The 16,823-nt window shown below is 36.6% G+C and carries 14 protein-coding genes; 13 read left to right on the forward strand and 1 reads right to left on the reverse strand.

The features are described from left to right. The first annotated feature begins 7 nt into the window (after positions 1-7). The 10 genes from ACOI1D_RS07245 (at position 8) to ACOI1D_RS07290 (ending at position 13,001) form a co-directional block, all read left to right on the forward strand. Entirely contained in the window at positions 8-1,639 is a 1,632-nt protein-coding gene (locus ACOI1D_RS07245; protein WP_422500449.1) for an AMP-binding protein, read from the forward strand. Between the two features lie 48 nt (positions 1,640-1,687). Continuing rightward, a complete protein-coding gene (locus ACOI1D_RS07250; RefSeq protein WP_422500451.1) occupies positions 1,688-3,049 on the forward strand; it encodes an acetyl-CoA carboxylase biotin carboxylase subunit in 1,362 nt (453 codons plus the stop codon). A 12-nt stretch (positions 3,050-3,061) separates the two neighbouring features. Next, on the forward strand, positions 3,062-3,298 hold the full coding sequence (locus ACOI1D_RS07255; RefSeq protein ID WP_422500453.1) for an acetyl-CoA carboxylase biotin carboxyl carrier protein subunit: 237 nt from the start codon (positions 3,062-3,064) through the stop codon (positions 3,296-3,298). 57 nt (positions 3,299-3,355) lie between these two features. Beyond that, the gene (locus ACOI1D_RS07260) at positions 3,356-4,255 is read left to right on the forward strand and encodes a hydroxymethylglutaryl-CoA lyase (protein WP_422500455.1); all 900 of its coding nucleotides are present in this window, start codon (positions 3,356-3,358) and stop codon (positions 4,253-4,255) included. A gap of 14 nt (positions 4,256-4,269) precedes the next feature. Then, the gene (locus ACOI1D_RS07265) at positions 4,270-5,052 is read left to right on the forward strand and encodes an enoyl-CoA hydratase (RefSeq protein WP_422500456.1); all 783 of its coding nucleotides are present in this window, start codon (positions 4,270-4,272) and stop codon (positions 5,050-5,052) included. A 43-nt stretch (positions 5,053-5,095) separates the two neighbouring features. Continuing rightward, complete coding sequence (locus ACOI1D_RS07270; RefSeq protein ID WP_422500458.1) at positions 5,096-6,625, forward strand: acyl-CoA carboxylase subunit beta; 1,530 nt, start codon at positions 5,096-5,098, stop codon at positions 6,623-6,625. A 729-nt stretch (positions 6,626-7,354) separates the two neighbouring features. Further along, entirely contained in the window at positions 7,355-7,819 is a 465-nt protein-coding gene (locus ACOI1D_RS07275) for a flavin reductase family protein (protein WP_422500460.1), read from the forward strand. A 67-nt stretch (positions 7,820-7,886) separates the two neighbouring features. Then, entirely contained in the window at positions 7,887-8,360 is a 474-nt protein-coding gene (locus ACOI1D_RS07280; RefSeq protein ID WP_422500462.1) for a CBS domain-containing protein, read from the forward strand. A 143-nt stretch (positions 8,361-8,503) separates the two neighbouring features. After that, the gene (locus tag ACOI1D_RS07285; protein ID WP_422500464.1) at positions 8,504-12,145 is read left to right on the forward strand and encodes a dynamin family protein; all 3,642 of its coding nucleotides are present in this window, start codon (positions 8,504-8,506) and stop codon (positions 12,143-12,145) included. Beyond that, positions 12,138-13,001 carry a 5'-3' exonuclease gene (locus ACOI1D_RS07290; RefSeq protein WP_422500466.1) on the forward strand — a complete coding sequence of 288 codons (864 nt, stop codon included), beginning with the start codon at positions 12,138-12,140 and terminating at the stop codon, positions 12,999-13,001. The genes ACOI1D_RS07285 and ACOI1D_RS07290 overlap by 8 nt, the downstream gene beginning before the upstream one ends. Before the next feature lie 47 nt (positions 13,002-13,048). Here the strand turns inward: ACOI1D_RS07290 and ACOI1D_RS07295 are convergent, their stop codons facing one another. Continuing rightward, positions 13,049-14,182 carry a zinc-dependent alcohol dehydrogenase gene (locus ACOI1D_RS07295; protein ID WP_422500467.1) on the reverse strand — a complete coding sequence of 378 codons (1,134 nt, stop codon included), beginning with the start codon at positions 14,180-14,182 and terminating at the stop codon, positions 13,049-13,051. Between the two features lie 272 nt (positions 14,183-14,454). On the opposite strand from ACOI1D_RS07295, the gene ACOI1D_RS07300 reads away from it, so the two are divergent. The 3 genes from ACOI1D_RS07300 to ACOI1D_RS07310 are packed head-to-tail and all read left to right on the forward strand — an operon-like array spanning position 14,455 to position 16,751. Then, positions 14,455-15,303, forward strand: a complete 849-nt coding sequence (locus ACOI1D_RS07300; RefSeq protein ID WP_422500468.1) for a gamma-glutamylcyclotransferase — start codon at positions 14,455-14,457, stop codon at positions 15,301-15,303. A gap of 9 nt (positions 15,304-15,312) precedes the next feature. After that, positions 15,313-15,936, forward strand: a complete 624-nt coding sequence (locus tag ACOI1D_RS07305) for an ABC transporter ATP-binding protein (RefSeq protein ID WP_422500469.1) — start codon at positions 15,313-15,315, stop codon at positions 15,934-15,936. A gap of 20 nt (positions 15,937-15,956) precedes the next feature. Next, entirely contained in the window at positions 15,957-16,751 is a 795-nt protein-coding gene (locus ACOI1D_RS07310; RefSeq protein ID WP_422500518.1) for an ABC transporter permease, read from the forward strand. The last annotated feature ends 72 nt before the right edge of the window (positions 16,752-16,823 follow it).

Below are 16,823 nucleotides of genomic sequence, written 5' to 3' on the forward strand. Positions count from 1 at the left end.
GAAATTCATGACTTTATTAAATCTGACAGTTGGGGAACTATTAGAAAAACAAGTGGATTCATTTCCAAATCAAGAAGCAGTTGTCTACCCTGAGCTCAATTTACGAAAAACCTATCGTGAATTCAATAACATGGTAAATCAGGCTGCTAAAGGAATTATGGCACTAGGTATACAAAAAGGCGAGAACGTTGCTATCTGGGCTGATAATAAACCTGAGTGGATTACTTCACAATTTGCAACTGGGAAAACCGGAGCAGTTTTGGTAACTGTCAACACGAGCTACCAAGCGAAGGAATTAGAATATTTATTGAAGCAATCTGAATCTACTACACTTATAATGGCAGAATCATATAAGGGTACTTCCTACCTGGATTTAATAAATAAAATTTGTCCTGAGCTTGAGCATGCAACAAAAGGTAATGTTCAATCACCAGTTCTTCCAAATTTAAAAAATATAATTGTTCTAAGTGACAGAACTTTTGATTTTGCCTATAACTGGGATGAACTCTTACAAATGGGGGATGAAGTTTCTGATGAAAGTCTGAAAAATAGACAAAAATCATTAGACCATCACGATGCAATTAACATGCAGTACACATCTGGTACAACCGGATTCCCAAAGGGTGTCATGTTAACACATCATAATATTGTTAATAACGGTAATCAGATTGCTGATTGCATGAAGCTTACTAATGATGACCGATTATGTATACCTGTTCCATTTTTCCACTGTTTTGGTTGTGTTCTGGGGATTCTGGCTGCTGTGTCAAAGGGAGCCACGATGGTACTTCTGGAGCAATTTGAACCAAAGGGAGTTATGAAAGCTGTTTCAGATGAAAAATGCACAGGACTGCATGGTGTACCTACAATGTTTATAGCAGAACTTAACCATCCAGAATTTGATACATTTGATTTTTCCAACCTCCGAACTGGCATTATGGCAGGTTCTACATGCCCTATGGAAGTAATGACCAAAGTAATGGACAGGATGGGTGCAAAAGAAATCACAATAGCATATGGACAGACTGAATCATCTCCAGTAATAACACAAACTAAAACTGACGATCCAATTGAACTAAAAGTGAGTACAGTTGGAAAAGCACACCCAAATGTAGAAGTTAAGGTAATAATGCCTGGTACTGAGAATGAACAACAAGTTGGGTTTCCTGGAGAACTATGTACAAGAGGCTATCATGTCATGAAGGGCTATTACAAAAATGAAGAGGCAACACGGGCGGCTATTGACTCAGATGGTTGGCTTCATACAGGGGACTTAGCTATCATGCATGAGAACGGTTATCTTGAAATCACTGGCAGAATGAAAGATATGATCATTCGAGGGGGAGAAAATATCTACCCAAGAGAAATTGAAGAGTATCTTTATCAACACCCTGATGTACTTGACGTGCAGGTTATTGGGCTTCCTGACAAAAAGTATGGCGAAGAAGTCATGGCATGGATAATTTTGAAAGAAGGTAAAAATACGTCAGATGAAGATATTCGAAGTTTTTGTGAAGGAAATATATCCCATCATAAAATTCCAAAACATATCGAATTTATAGATGAGTATCCTATGACAGCAAGTGGGAAAATTCAAAAGTTCAAATTAAAAGAACTTGCCATACAACACCTTGAATAAATGAGATCGTCACTAGAAGATGGATCTTGACAAATAAGGGGAGAGAACATGATAAAAAAAATTCTAATCGCAAATCGAGGAGAAATTGCGGCACGTATTATTCGAACGTGCAAGAAGATGGATATTCAATCAGTTGCAGTTTACTCAGAGGCTGACCAAAAAGCTCCATTTGTGGAAATGGCTGATGAAAGTTACTTAATAGGTCCCCCTAGAGTGAACGAAAGCTATCTTAACGTAGATAAAATAATCACGATAGCAAAAAAAGCAAAAGTTGATGCTATTCATCCAGGATATGGATTTTTAAGTGAAAATGGTCAATTTGTTGAAAAATGTAATGCAGCAGGGATTATCTTTATTGGACCTAAAAGTGATGTTATGGAAAAAATGGGCAGCAAGATTGCAGCCAGAATTGCAATGCAAGCTGCAGGGGTTCCTGTCGTTCCAGGCACAGATAGCGTTGTGTCATCTGTTGATGATGCTATTCTAGCGGCCAAAGATATTGGTTATCCAATTATGCTTAAAGCATCAGCCGGTGGAGGAGGAATTGGCATGCAGGTGGTCCAATCAGACACTGAATTGTCAAAGGCGTTTGAGAGTAATTCAAAACGTGCACAAACCTTTTTTGGTGATGGTGCGATGTTTATGGAAAAAAAGTTAGAAAATGCTCGTCATATTGAAATACAATTGTTAGCAGACCAACACGGAAATGCTGTTCATTTGTTTGAACGTGATTGCTCTATCCAACGCAGGAATCAAAAAGTAGTTGAGGAGGCCCCATCATCATTTCTATCAAGTAATACACGGGACAAGATGGGAAAAGCAGCGGTTGATGCTGTAAAAGCACTTGGTTATACGAATGCAGGTACGATAGAATTTTTGGTAGATATGGAAGAGAATTTTTATTTTCTTGAAATGAATACGCGAATACAAGTCGAGCATCCCATCACAGAAGAGATTACCGGACTTGATATCGTCAAAGAACAAATTAATATTTCAAATGGAGAAGCCTTACCTTTTACACAAGATGAATTAGCAATTGATGGGCATGCCATCGAAGTAAGAATCTATGCAGAAGACCCGATTACATTCTTCCCTTCGCCAGGTCATATTACAACTCTATCTGTACCAACTGGAGAAGGCGTACGCAATGAATTAGCGGTTACAAGTGATTATGATGTTACACCATATTACGACCCGATGATTGGAAAGTTAATTGTTAAGGCGGAGACAAGGGAACAAGCTATTTTAGCAATGAACAACGCCTTATCTGTTTACCAAATTGATGGAATTAAAACGAATATCCCAATGCTTAAAGAAATTATAAAAATGGGAGCATTTATCAATGGAGAAGCAACAACTGCTTTTGTTAACGATTATTATTTACCAATGATGAAAGCTAAGACAAACTAAGGAGGAATTATCATGGAAGAAGTAAAAGCATCAATGGCAGGAAGCGTATGGAAGATTACAGTAGCAGTAGGAGACCAGGTAACAGAAGGTCAGGATGTTGTTATTTTGGAGTCTATGAAAATGGAAATTCCAATTGCAAGTGAGAGCGATGGAACCGTTAAGGAAATTAAGGTTGCTGAGGGCGACTTCGTTAATGAAGGGGACACCATTGCAGTTATAGAATTAGGAATTAAGTTGTTCATGGTATAGATTTAAAAAGTCAGAAATATCTCTTTTTAAATAAACGTAGAGTGAGGAGGGTTGCGATTGAACTTTCCAAAAAATGTATCCATAAAAGAAGTTGGACCACGAGATGGCTTACAAAATGAATCGGAAATGGTGCCAACTGATGCAAAGATTGAGTGGATAAACATGCTTTCGGATTCAGGAGCATCCTATATCGAAATTTCGTCCTTTGTCCATCCTAAATGGATACCACAGCTGAAAGACGCAACTGAGGTAGCAAAAAAAATAAAGCGTAATCCCGGTGTGACGTATGCAGCACTAGTCCCAAATGAAACTGGGCTGGAACGTGCATTAGAAGTAGACATTGATGAAGTCTGTTTATTTTTGTCGGCAAGTGAAACCCACAACAAAAAAAATATTAACAAAACGATAGAAGAAACCTATCCTATTTTAGAAAGTGTTTCTAGCGATTCTAAAAAGGCAAATAAAAAAGTCAGAGGTTATGTATCTACTGTTTTTGGTTGCCCGTATGAAGGTGAGACTGATACAAATAAGGTTCTAAGTGTTTGTGACAAATTGTTCACGATGGGTGTTGATGAAATATCAATAGGGGACACAATCGGTGTGGCCGATCCAGCCCAAGTTGCCGAAGTATTGGAGCAGTTACTGCGTTATTTTCCAAAAGATAAATTAGCCATGCACTTTCATAATACGAGAGGAGCAGCTCTAGCAAATGTCCTCGTTGCAATGGACTATGGAATTACTAATTTCGATAGTGCTGTAGGTGGACTTGGTGGTTGTCCATATGCTAAAGGAGCTTCTGGAAATTTGGCTACAGATGATCTTTTGTATATGCTCCACCGCATGGGTATAAATACTGGAATTGATGAAAATGCTGTAATTAATGCTGCTTTATATATTGAGAAATACGTTACTAACCTGTCAAGTCATCAAATGAAGATCCTAAAGAGCGAAAGGTAAGGAGAGATTATTCGGTGTCTGAACTAATAAATTATGAAAAAGTAGATAATCATATAGCGCTTCTGAGACTAAATAGATCAGAAGCGGCTAATGCGATGTCAAAAGCATTATTAGATGAGTTAAATAAGTACATTGCAGAAATTGATCTGGATTCTTCCATACGCTGTACGATAATCACGGGTGCTGGTGAAAAAGCATTCTGTGCTGGTGCTGACCTTAAAGAACGTAAAGGAATGACAGATAATCAGGTTATTCAAGCTGTGAGTTATATAGGCGAAACGATTAACAACGTTGCAAAATTGAAGATGCCCGTAATTTCTGCCATCAATGGTGTAGCTTTTGGTGGTGGATTAGAACTAGCCCTTGCGTGTGATATACGCATCGCAGTTAATAATACCAAAGTTGGTTTGACAGAAACTTCATTAGCAATTATTCCTGGCGCCGGTGGTACACAACGGCTAACACGTTTAATTGGTCTTGGGCAAGCGAAACGACTTATATTCACAGGTAAACCAATTTCTTCTGAAGAGGCATTAACTGTAGGTCTAGTAGAACAATTAGCAAATCAAGAGAGTCTACTGAATGATGCGATAGAAATGGCGTCTCAAATAGCAAAAAATGGTCCAGTTGCATTACGACAAGCAAAATCAGCAATTGACCAAGGAATTCAAACAGATTTAGAATCAGGGTTGGTCATTGAACATCAATGCTATAAAGAAACAATCCCAACGAGTGACCGTGTTGAAGGTCTAGTTGCGTTTAAGGAAAAAAGAAAACCGTTATATAAAGGACAATAAAAATTTTTTTAAAAATAGAATATACAAAAGTAGGAGGTTGCACATGTCATATGTAGATGATTTACATAAAAGAGTTGAACAAATTGAGCATGGTGGCTTAGAAAAATATCACCAGAAGAATGAAGAAAAAGGGAAATTATTTGTACGTAAACGTCTAGAACTACTGTTTGACGACACTATGGATATCGAAGATGCTTTTTTTGCTAATTGTATGGATGATTCACTTCCGTCGGATGGTGTTGTAACTGGGATTGGACGGATAAATGGGCAAGCTGTTTGTGTAATGGCTAATGATTCGACCGTTAAAGCCGGATCCTGGGGGAAACGAACTGTTGAAAAAATCATACGTATTCAAGAAACAGCTATGAAACTTGAAATTCCGATGTTTTATCTAGTAGATTCTGCCGGTGCTAGAATTACTGATCAAATTGAAATGTTCCCAGGCAGAAGAGGTGCGGGAAAAATTTTCCATAACCAAATTAAACTATCTGGGAGAGTACCACAAATCTGTCTTCTTTTTGGCCCTTCTGCAGCAGGTGGTGCGTATATCCCGGCGTTTTGCGACATTGTAGTGATGGTTGATGGAAATGCATCTATGTATTTAGGATCTCCTAGAATGGCGGAAAAAGTAATAGGTGAAAAGGTTACTTTGGAGGAAATGGGAGGAGCTAAAATGCACACTTCAGTTTCAGGTTGTGGTGACGTTTTAGTGAAAACCGAGGAGGAAGCAATCGAATATGCTCGTAATTACATTGGTTACTTTCCCGCAAACTTTAGAGACAAACCAAATAAAATGGAAGTAAAGGAAATTAAAAAATTCGAGAAAACAATCTCTGAATTAATCCCAGAAAATCAAAATGCTCCTTTTAATATGTACGATTTCATAGATCGAATAATAGATGAAGATAGTTTCTGTGAAGTAAAAAAGAGATTTGCGCCTGAGCTCATAACCGGTCTAGCAAGAATAAATGGTAAATCTGTTGGAATAATTGCTAACCAACCCCGAATGAAAGGTGGGGTATTGTTCCCTGATTCTGCTGACAAAGCTGCAAAGTTTATTCAACTTTGTGATGCTTTCAATATTTCTTTACTATTCTTAATGGATATACCAGGTTTTATGATTGGAACAAAGGTTGAAAGAGCGGGTATAATTCGTCACGGTGCGAAGATGCTGGCATCGATGAGTGAAGCAACAGTTCCAAAAGTTTCTGTTGTTGTGAGAAAGGCATATGGGGCAGGTTTGTATGCCATGGCAGGTCCTGCATTTGATCCAGACTGCTGTCTGGCACTTCCAACTGCTCAAATAGCTGTAATGGGACCAGAAGCTGCTGTGAATGCTGTCTATGCGAACAAAATAGCTGAATTACCTGAAGAAGAAAGGCCAGCATTTATAAAGGAGAAGCAAGATGAATACAAAGACAATATTGACATTTACCGCTTAGCTTCTGAACTAGTTGTAGATGCAATAATTGAACCAGACAAATTGAGAAAAGAGCTAGTTACACGATTCGATATGTACGAATCTAAATACGTTACCTTTACGGAAAGAAAACACGGGGTTTACCCGGTATAAGGTATAACTAAAAAACTTTGATAGCAGTATTTATGCTAACAAGGTTTTTTAGTTTGAATGTTTTCTAAAAGATTCTTGTTCTTGACATAAAATTTATAGACTGCGACATAAGCGCTAAGTTGTTTTCCGCTACGGACCGTTGCTTTCCGCGGGCACGGCCTCAGCCTCCTTGCCCCGACAAGGGGTATGCCGATGTTGTCCGCAAAGGACGGTCTTAGTCGGCCCTCACTATCTAACCACTCTGCGGGGTCTTCAGACTCGTGCTGTTCCCGCAGGAGTCAACGGTCCTCCGCTCCAAGCAACTATCGTAATAGTGAATGAGCTATAAAGTACTATTTAAACATCACGTTAGCGAAGGAAAAACACGAAGACTCCTGCGGGAAAGCGAAGTGCTGAGACCCCGCAGTGAGCGGTTTTGGCGATCGAGGAGGCTCAGCGCAAGCCCTAAGGTGCGCGTAGTGATTTTTCCGCAGCGGTTGTTGAGCATCGAACATGATTTTTAGTTACGTCTCAGTTTACATCTATTGCGAGGTTTGAAGAGCAACAAAACTTACAAAAAGAGACTTGATTTAAAAACAGCAATAATTTATTTAATGTCAAAAACATATATAGTTTAATATAATATTATTATGTAAACTAGATATAAAACCTCAGGACTACTTAATTCATATTTTATTAATTTAATGATATTCTGAATTAAGTGTAAAAGAAAGGAAGTGAACATTCGCGATGGATACTCGTTTATTTCGTGATACGATGGGGAAATTTGCTACCGGTATTACTATCGTAAGCACTGACTATAAAGGTGAACAGATGGGAATGACTGTTAACGCGTTTATGTCTGTTTCATTAGATCCTAAACTTGTGGCTATTTCAATTGATGAAGATGCGAGAATGTACAATATATTACAAGAAACCAAGCAGTTTGGTATAAGTATTCTACGTGAAGAGCAGAAAGAAATATCCATGATATTTGCCAAACAAATGGAAAAAGATCGAGACATCCCTTTTGTAATTCAGGATGACGTTCCAGTAATTGATGGGTCAATAGCAACTTTGTCCTGCCAGGTAATGGATACCGCAAAAGCTGGTGACCATATGATCTTCATTGCAGAAGTTACAGATATCAAATCTGATGATGGTGATCCAATTTTATATTATAGTGGTAACTATAGAACTGTTAAACCAGAGTAGAAATAAATCAGCAATTTTACAGTTTATATATATAAAGCTATTACTAAGCAAATAAGGATGTGACGTTATGGACATAAAGGACTTTATGATAGCCGATGTGATTTCTGCAACTAAGAAAATGTCTATCAAAAACTTACTGGAGTTACTGGTCAAAAACCGAGTTGGTGGAGTTCCTGTAGTTGATGAAAATAACCAACTTCAGGGAATGATAAGTGACGGTGATGTAATTCGCTACCTCCAACCTAAAGGAAGAACTGTTTATGACATGTTTTCACTTGTGCTGGTTAGTGAAAAAGAAGACTTAATGCACAAGCTTGACTATGCCATTGATCACGAAGTTGAAAGTGTAATGTCTAATAAAGATATTATTACGTTACACCCTGATGATAAACTGGAAAAAGCTATAGGTATATTTTCCAAACAACGCTTCAAGAAAATACCTGTTGTAAATGATGCGAATAAGGTAGTAGGAGTTGTAAGCAGAGGGGATATTATCCGCTATATCTCTACTACATTAATTTCAAAAGTTGACAAAAAATAATCAGTAGGCTATTTGCAAGTGAAATGCAAATAGCCTTTTAATTTTGTACGAGTAAAACAATTCAAAGGTTTTTCTAGAAAAAAATATACTTCGTCCGTATAATAGGTATATAAACTGTTTATCAAGAAGGGAAATGCACTACTTTGACATTACTAAAGAACCACCCCAAACCAATAACCAAGGAACATCTTGCATCGCTATACACTTGGTTTACTAAAAATGGAGATCAGAAGCAAGCTCATAATTTACTTGATTTGTATGACAAACTGGAAAACAGGGAATTAACTGTCAGTTTTGCTGGACATTTTTCAGCTGGAAAATCGTCAATCATAAATGAACTACTGGGAAAATCATTGCTACCCCAAAGTCCAATTCCTACAAGTGCTAATTTAGTTAAAATATATTCTGGTAATGGCTACGCAAGAGTTTATTTTCACCACGAAGAAACAATTCAGTATAGTGAACCCTACGATATTGACCTAATCAAAAAGTTTTGTCAGGATAAAGACACGATTAAAAAAATTGAGATAAGTTCTTCTGAATCCATCTTACCCTTAAACACCGCATTAATGGATACACCGGGTATTGATGCAGCTGATGACGCTGATCGCTTAATTACCGAAGGGTCACTTCACCAGGTGGATGCCATGTTCTACGTAATGGATTATAACCATGTTCAATCCGAAGTGAATTTACAGTTTTTACAGGCTATCCAGGAGAAGAATATACCGTTCTTTTTAATTATCAATCAAATTGATAAACATGACGAAACTGAACTAGCTTTCACAACCTATCAAAATAAAATTAAACAAACGTTTAATCAATGGGATATTTACCCACAAGAAGTGTTTTATACATCCCTGTTAGACCAAAGCATTGAAAACAACCAGTTCCAGATATTAAAAGATTTTCTTTTTATGTTACTGACAACAAAAAAAGAGAATTACTATTCAATGAAAAGATCAATTGAACAAATCATTAATGACCATGAAGCTTATTTGGAAGATCAAAATAACGAAGAAATAGAATTAATAAAAGCGCAAGTCAGTGATTATGATTCAGTCACGGAACGAATTGATGAACTAAATAACAGCATAAGCAAACTTACCAACAGAGCAGGAGAGTTTGAAAAAGAATTTATGCAAAATACTAATACCACCTTAAAAAATGCTTATATCATGCCTGCTGAATTAAGGGAACAGGCATCAGCTTATTTAGAATCACAACAAAGTGATTTTAAAGTTGGACTGTTTGGGACTAAGAAAAAAAGAGAAGAAGAACGTGCAATACGACGTAAAAATTTCCTAATACCTTTACAACAAAATATCGAAAAATCAATTCAGTGGAAACTACGTGATAAGATTGTCGAACAATTGAAAAGGTACCATATTTCTGATCCGAATTTAATTGGATTAGCTCAGGATATTTCCATAGATTACACAGAAGATAACTTATCTTCTGTGATTAATCCAGGTGCAAAGGTAAATGGTGAATCCGTATTAAACTATACAAAAGACGTAAGTGATGATATTAAAGAGGCATTTAAGAGGAAAACAATTGAAGTTAAAAATGTTATCTTGTCCTTTATAAATGAAGAGTCATCAGATCAGATCAGGTCATATCAAAACGAATTAAATCAATTGAAGAAAGCAGAAACCGCTTCTAAACAAATAACTGTTTTAACTGATAAACTTCACGAGAAATCTACTGTTATTCAAAATATATTAAAAGATCCTCAACCGACTGAGGAAGAATTTGACCAAATGCACGAAGACATTCAGATAAGAAATAAAGTTACGAAGCAAGAAGCCCCAAGAGAAACTGTAAACAATGAAAAACAGGTTGATTTCAGTAAAAACAGTAAAATAATTAAAGGAACCGAGGCTGCTTATACTGTAGATAATATATTGCAGGGAATCGATCAAACACTTGATGTAGTTGATTCAGTTGCAGGGTTTGAACAGATAATCACAGATTTAAAAACTAAACAACAAAAGTTACTTAACCGCTCGTTTACGATCACTTTGTTTGGAGCATTTAGTGCGGGAAAATCATCATTTGCTAATGCATTAATTGGGGAATCTGTTTTACCTGTCTCACCAAATCCTACTACCGCGGCTATTAACCGAATTGTTCCAGTTACAGAAGAAAATAAACATGGTAAAGTAATGGTTACGATGAAAGATGAAAAAACAATAGTTCAGGATTGTCTGGAATTATTAAAGGGTCTTTCACCCAGCAGTGAAAATTTAGAAAGTTTATATTATTGGCTACTTCAGGCAGACAAGCAGTCATTATCTAAAACCCAACAACAATATTTGCAGGCAATTCTAAATGGTTATGAAACAATGAAACAACATATTGGGGGAAAGATTCATACAAATATTGATAATTTTTCCGTTTACGTTGTAGAGGAAACGAAAGCTTGTTTTGTAGAATCCATCGATTTGTATTATGATTGTTCCTTAACCAAACAAGGCATTACACTGGTAGATACCCCTGGTGCAGATTCAGTTAACGCAAGACACACGAATGTCGCATTTGATTATATCAAGCACGCGGATGCCATATTGTATGTTACCTATTATAATCATGCATTATCACGAGCCGACAGAGATTTTCTCATGCAACTGGGTCGTGTAAAAGAATCTTTTGAGCTAGACAAGATGTTTTTTATCATCAATGCTGCTGATTTGGCTAAAGATGAAAAAGAGCTTTCAATGGTAGAGAACTATGTAAATGAACAGTTGTTGAAACTGGGTATTCGTTATCCTAAACTATTTCCAATATCAAGTCGGAAATCCCTAATGGATAAACAGAATAAGACGCCTTTAAACGACTATATGTATAACTTTGAAGAGCAATTCTACCAATTTATTCACCATGATTTAACAAAGCTTAGTATGGATTCGGCTCTTTGGGATATGGGCAGGGCATATAATGCTATTTCAGGTTATCTGGCATCTACACAAATGTCTGAGAACGAAAAGATAAAACAAAAAGAGAGTTTGCGTGAAAAACAAGTAGCTGCATCACAGATCATCAATGAATTAGACCTTGAGTCTTATAAACAATCAATTCTACAAAAGATAGAAAAGCAATTATTTTACGTACTGGAGCGTTTATCCATTCGTTTTCACGATATGTTTAAAGAAATGTTCAATCCTACTACAATCCAGGATTCTGGTAAAGCTGGCAGAGAGCAAATACAAAAAAGTATGGAGGAACTATTAGATTATGTGGGCTATGAACTTCTTCAGGAGTTGCGTGCGGTTTCACTGAGAGTTGAAGCTCAAATCAGAGAATTCATAGACGAGGTAAATAGTCAGGCAAGTGAAAGAATAAACCAAATAGATCATCATTTTGTTTTGCCTAGTGGAAATGAGTTAGGTTTAACGACACCAAACTTTACCCAGGCATTTACTTCTGTTGAAGTTTCAATGTTTTCTAAAGTATTGTCAAGCTTTAAAGGCACGAAGTCATTCTTTGAAAAAAATGAAAAACAGGAAATGAAGGAAGAAATATTTACAGTTCTCAAGCCTTTTGCCAAGGTGTATCTTGACGAGAATAAGCAGGTAATGGATACTGCTTATGTGGATCAGTGGAATTATACAATGGAACATGTTAAAGCTGCGTATATACAAAGTATCGATGTATATGTAAATGGGTTAATTGAAGTTCTATCAGATACGGATAGTGAAAAAGAATTAATTAATAAAGAGAAAAGTCTTGCATCTATTTTGAGCAACTATAACTCTAATAAAGAGGAGAATTATGATGAATAAACCAACCGTATTACTTGTAGATGGTATGGCATTATTGTTTAGAGGGTTTTTCGCAACTTCTTTCCGCGGAAATTTCATGAGGAACAGTGAAGGGATTCCCACTAATGGTATGTATCAATACTTGAAGTACATGCTTAATGCAATTGAAACGTTTAATCCAACTCACGTAGTATGCTGCTGGGATATGGGGAGTAAAACTTTCAGGACTGAGATGCTCCCCGATTATAAAGCGAATCGCTCGCAACCACCCGAAGAACTGGTGCCTCAGTTTGATTTAATTAAAGAAGTTATGGATATTTTCGCTATTCCGAATGTTGGTCTAATTAATTATGAGGCTGACGACTGCATCGGAACACTAGCAAGAGAATACGCTGAAGAGAATGAAGTCCTTATCCTTACAGGGGACCATGATATGCTACAGCTTGTTGATCAAAATATACAGGTTGCAATCATGAAAAAAGGGCAAGGTAATTACGACGTATTCACAAATGAAAACTTTCTTGAAAAAAAGGGCATTATTCCAAAGCAGGTAGTAGATATTAAAGCATTGATGGGAGATTCTGCTGACAATTATCCTGGTGTAAAAGGAATAGGTGAAAAAACAGCGTTGAAGCTTGTTCAAGAATATGAAACGATTGATAATCTTCTTGAAAACGTTGATAAACTGCCTAAGGGAGTACAAACAAAAATTAATGCGAATATAGAGATGCTACACTTATCACGAGAATTAGCGGAAATTAAATGTGATGTTCCGATTAGTTGTGGTTTAGAGAAAGCATTCTGGAATCTTGACAAAGAGGCTGTAGGGGATAGGCTAAGGAACATGAACTTTACTAACCTAGCTAAATTAATTTAGGATGAGGATTTCCTCATCCTCTTTTTTTTCCCTGCATTCACCGTCACCTATGGTTTTAAGATGATCTTGATGGAATTGTCCTCTCGTTTATTAAAAATGTCGTAACAATGGGCAGCTTCATCCAGAGGTAATCGATGGGTAATAATTGCAGTAGGATCAATTTCATTATTTACGATCATGTCATATAATTTTGGCATGTATCCTCGTGCTGGTGCCTGACCCATTTTCAATGTAATATTTCGGGAAAAGAATGGCCCTAATGGGAACATATTGTATAACCCACCGTAAACTCCTGTTAGTTGGACTGTACCACACTTGCGAACCGCTTTTGTAGCGATCTGTATAGCTCCAAGTGTACCACCCTGTAATTTTAATTTCTGTTCAACAAACTCCAGGGCTGACTTTTTTCCATCCATACCGACACAGTCAATCACAACATCTGCACCACCTTTAGTTATTTCTTTTAATGTTTCTCCCATGTCATCGTATTGTGTAAAGTCAAATGTTTCTGTTTGATTCATCTTTCTTGACTTCTGTAATCTATAATCAAAATAGTCAACTGCAATTACCCGTTTCGCACCTTTTTTCCATGCGAATTGCTGTGCCATCAATCCAATCGGTCCACACCCTAAAACAATTACGGTATCACCTTTTTTAACGCCGGCATGTTCTACACTCCAGTATGCTGTTGGAAGTACATCGGATAAAAACAATAGTTGCTCATCCTCAAGTTCACAATCCTCAGGAATAAGAAAAGGTGTATAGTTTCCAAAAGGTACTCGGAGGTATTCTGCCTGACCACCCGGATAATCACCGAATTTTTCGGTGTAACCAAATAAGCCGCCAGAATCGTAGTGAGGATTGGAATTATCGCACTGACTTTCCTGATGCATGGAGCAGTATGGACACTTTCCACAGGCAACTGTAAATGGTATGACTACACGGTCACCTTTTTTAACTTTTGTAACGTCAGGACCAACTTCCTCAACGATTCCCATTGGTTCATGTCCAATCACATATCCAATAGGAATTGGAAAATTACCTTGATAAAGGTGGAGATCGGAACCACAGATTGCTGTCGAAGTTATTTTAACAATTACATCCTCACGATCCTGAATAGTAGGATCATCGACTTGTTCTACACTAACGGAATACTTCCCTTGATATGTTACAGCCTTCATTTACGTATAGCCTCCATACGAATATTAATTTTAAAATAGTACATAGTTATATTCAGTTTAAACTAGAAAAATATACATAAACCGCCATTTGAAGTTAAGAATGATAGCATAAAATGGCTGTTTATAAGGTTTAACAGAGGATTAAGTCAGTATGTGCAGGGTATATACGCATAGGGGTACGTGTATATCTGAGAATGCGAATTTGTTTAGTTTTAATGCATTTTTCCCTATAATTATCTTATCTGAGATTACTATAGAGGAGGCGTATTAAAATGTCTAAATTATTTGTTTATGGAACATTGCGAAACGGAGAAAAAAACCATTTTTATTTAAATCATTCGACCCTTATTTTTAATCAATGCTGGGTCAGTGGATCATTATTCGATACTGGAAATGGGTATCCTGTTATGTTGAAAGACGAAATTAATACTGTTTACGGTGAACTTTATGAAGTTACATCCGAACAGCTTAATGAAATTGATCGATTAGAGGGGTTTGTTGAAGATGATCCAGGAAATTTATACGATAGAGAATCTGTTACAGTTACCAATGACAAGGGGCATGACTTTGAAGCATTCACTTATTTTGGAGGGGAAAGTTTAATTGATTCAACTGACAAGATAGCTACTGGTGATTGGAACGTACATATGTATCTAACCCAACAAGACCTCCATTACTTTGCATATGGTTCTTGTATGGATAATGAACGGTTTAAATTACAGGGAGTTAATCATCATTTCGAGTCTGTTGTTGGAAATGGATCTCTAAACGGTTTTGTCTTAAAATTCTCTAGAAATTCAAATGATGGCGGAAAAGCTGATATTGTTGAAGATTCATCTGAAACAGTAGAGGGCAAACTGTATGAGGTACCTCTAGACGCAATTACCTACTTATATAAACGCGAGGGTGTATATGCAAACGCTTATCGGCCAATAATTGTTACTATTAATGCACGTGATAAAGAAATACGTGCTATTACTTTTATCGGAACGGAAAAAGAAGCAGAGACTCCCCCTACAGTTAAATATGCATCAGAAATCATTCGGGGCAGCAAAGGATTTTTAAGTGATGCATATGTAGATAAGCTTCAGAAGAAAATAGACCTGTTACTAAAAAATTAGGAGAAACTTATGACCTTCTTAGTAAAAGATGTTTCTGTAAACGGAATAATAAAGATAAATGAACTTGCTATCTCGGACAATAAAGTCACATGTATTGTTGGTAAAAGTGGTAGTGGTAAATCAACATTTCTGCGTCTTTTAAATAATTTAGATAACCCTGATTCTGGTATAATCTATTATCGGAATAACGACATTCAAACGATAGATCCTATTGAATTAAGAAAAATAGTTACAATGGTTCCGCAAACACCTGTCATATATCAAGGTACGATAAAAGATAATTTGCTTGTTGGAATACAGTTTTCTGGAGTTGAATCTGTATCTGATTCGTCCATGAACAAAATTCTTAAACAAATCAAATTAAGTAAACCTTTAGATACAATAGCAGATGAGTTATCAGGTGGAGAAAAACAACGTCTTGCTCTTGCTCGTAGTATGTTACTAAACGCAGAAGTGTTTCTGCTAGATGAACCAACCTCTTCATTGGACGATGAGACTGCTTCAGATGTAATCGCAGCATTTACTGATCATATGAGGGAACAACAAAAAACAATTATAATGGTTACACACGACAATGACTTGGCAGAAAAAATTAGTGATAATATAATTCAAATGGATGCGTACAGCATTTAAATGATGCGAGGTGATTCGTTATAGATGAGACCGGTGCAGTAAACTTAAGTTTTTGGCAGCTGCTTGCAGCGTATATTTTTGTTATTCTCTTAATTGTTATCGTCAAAATTAAGAAAATTCCACGCGAAAAACTGATTGTCTTATCTACAATTCGGATGACAATTCAGTTGATTTTGGTTGGGTATGTATTAATTTTTATATTTGATCATCCAAATCCACTACTTACTATTGGAATTATTACTTTCATGCTTGGATTTGCTGTATTCAATGTTTATCAGAGGACAAAAGAATCGATGCATTTATCCGTTAAAAAAATGGTGGCGCTGGCGATGATGATTGGTATTAGCGTTAGTTTAACATTTTTCATGTTGGTCGTTCTGCAGCTTGATCCATGGTATGATCCGATGTATTTTATTCCTATTGGTGGAATGATAATCGGCAAGACAATGACCGGAATTTCATTGGGTGTCAATAATCTTTTAACAGGGATGCGAGAACAAAGAGATAAAGTTGAAGGAGCATTGATGCTTGGCGCTACCCCAAAACAAGCTTCAAAAGAAATAATTAATCAAGCATTTGATTCAGCCATGCTCCCAACTATTAATGCAATGGTAGGGATGGGAATTGTTTTCTTACCTGGCATGATGACTGGTCAGATTATATCTGGTACTTCTCCACTTGTAGCGGTTGAATACCAGATTGCAATCATGCTTGGGATTGCAGGTACTGTATCATTAACAGTAGTTACATTTTTACACCTTGCTTATAAAACCTTCTTTAATGATCGACAGCAGTTCACCTTAAAAAAAAGATGAATAAAATAAATAAAAAGACAATCAGATTGATGCCGAATTTGATTGTCTTTTTTTGCATTCTAACAGTAAAGA

The sequence above is a fragment of the Virgibacillus sp. DJP39 genome, from assembly GCF_049310925.1.
GTDB lineage: Bacteria > Bacillota > Bacilli > Bacillales > Amphibacillaceae > Virgibacillus_F.

Bases quoted from the DNA above. Each gene is read 5' to 3' on its own strand.
- ACOI1D_RS07290 (WP_422500466.1), top strand. From the start codon at position 12,138: ATGAATAAACCAACCGTATTACTTGTAGATGGTATGGCATTATTGTTT.
- ACOI1D_RS07270 (WP_422500458.1), top strand. From the start codon at position 5,096: ATGTCATATGTAGATGATTTACATAAAAGAGTTGAACAAATTGAGCAT.
- ACOI1D_RS07305 (WP_422500469.1), top strand. From the start codon at position 15,313: ATGACCTTCTTAGTAAAAGATGTTTCTGTAAACGGAATAATAAAGATA.
- ACOI1D_RS07275 (WP_422500460.1), top strand. From the start codon at position 7,355: ATGGATACTCGTTTATTTCGTGATACGATGGGGAAATTTGCTACCGGT.
- ACOI1D_RS07280 (WP_422500462.1), top strand. From the start codon at position 7,887: ATGGACATAAAGGACTTTATGATAGCCGATGTGATTTCTGCAACTAAG.
- ACOI1D_RS07300 (WP_422500468.1), top strand. From the start codon at position 14,455: ATGTCTAAATTATTTGTTTATGGAACATTGCGAAACGGAGAAAAAAAC.
- ACOI1D_RS07245 (WP_422500449.1), top strand. From the start codon at position 8: ATGACTTTATTAAATCTGACAGTTGGGGAACTATTAGAAAAACAAGTG.
- ACOI1D_RS07250 (WP_422500451.1), top strand. From the start codon at position 1,688: ATGATAAAAAAAATTCTAATCGCAAATCGAGGAGAAATTGCGGCACGT.
- ACOI1D_RS07295 (WP_422500467.1), bottom strand. From the start codon at position 14,182: ATGAAGGCTGTAACATATCAAGGGAAGTATTCCGTTAGTGTAGAACAA.
- ACOI1D_RS07255 (WP_422500453.1), top strand. From the start codon at position 3,062: ATGGAAGAAGTAAAAGCATCAATGGCAGGAAGCGTATGGAAGATTACA.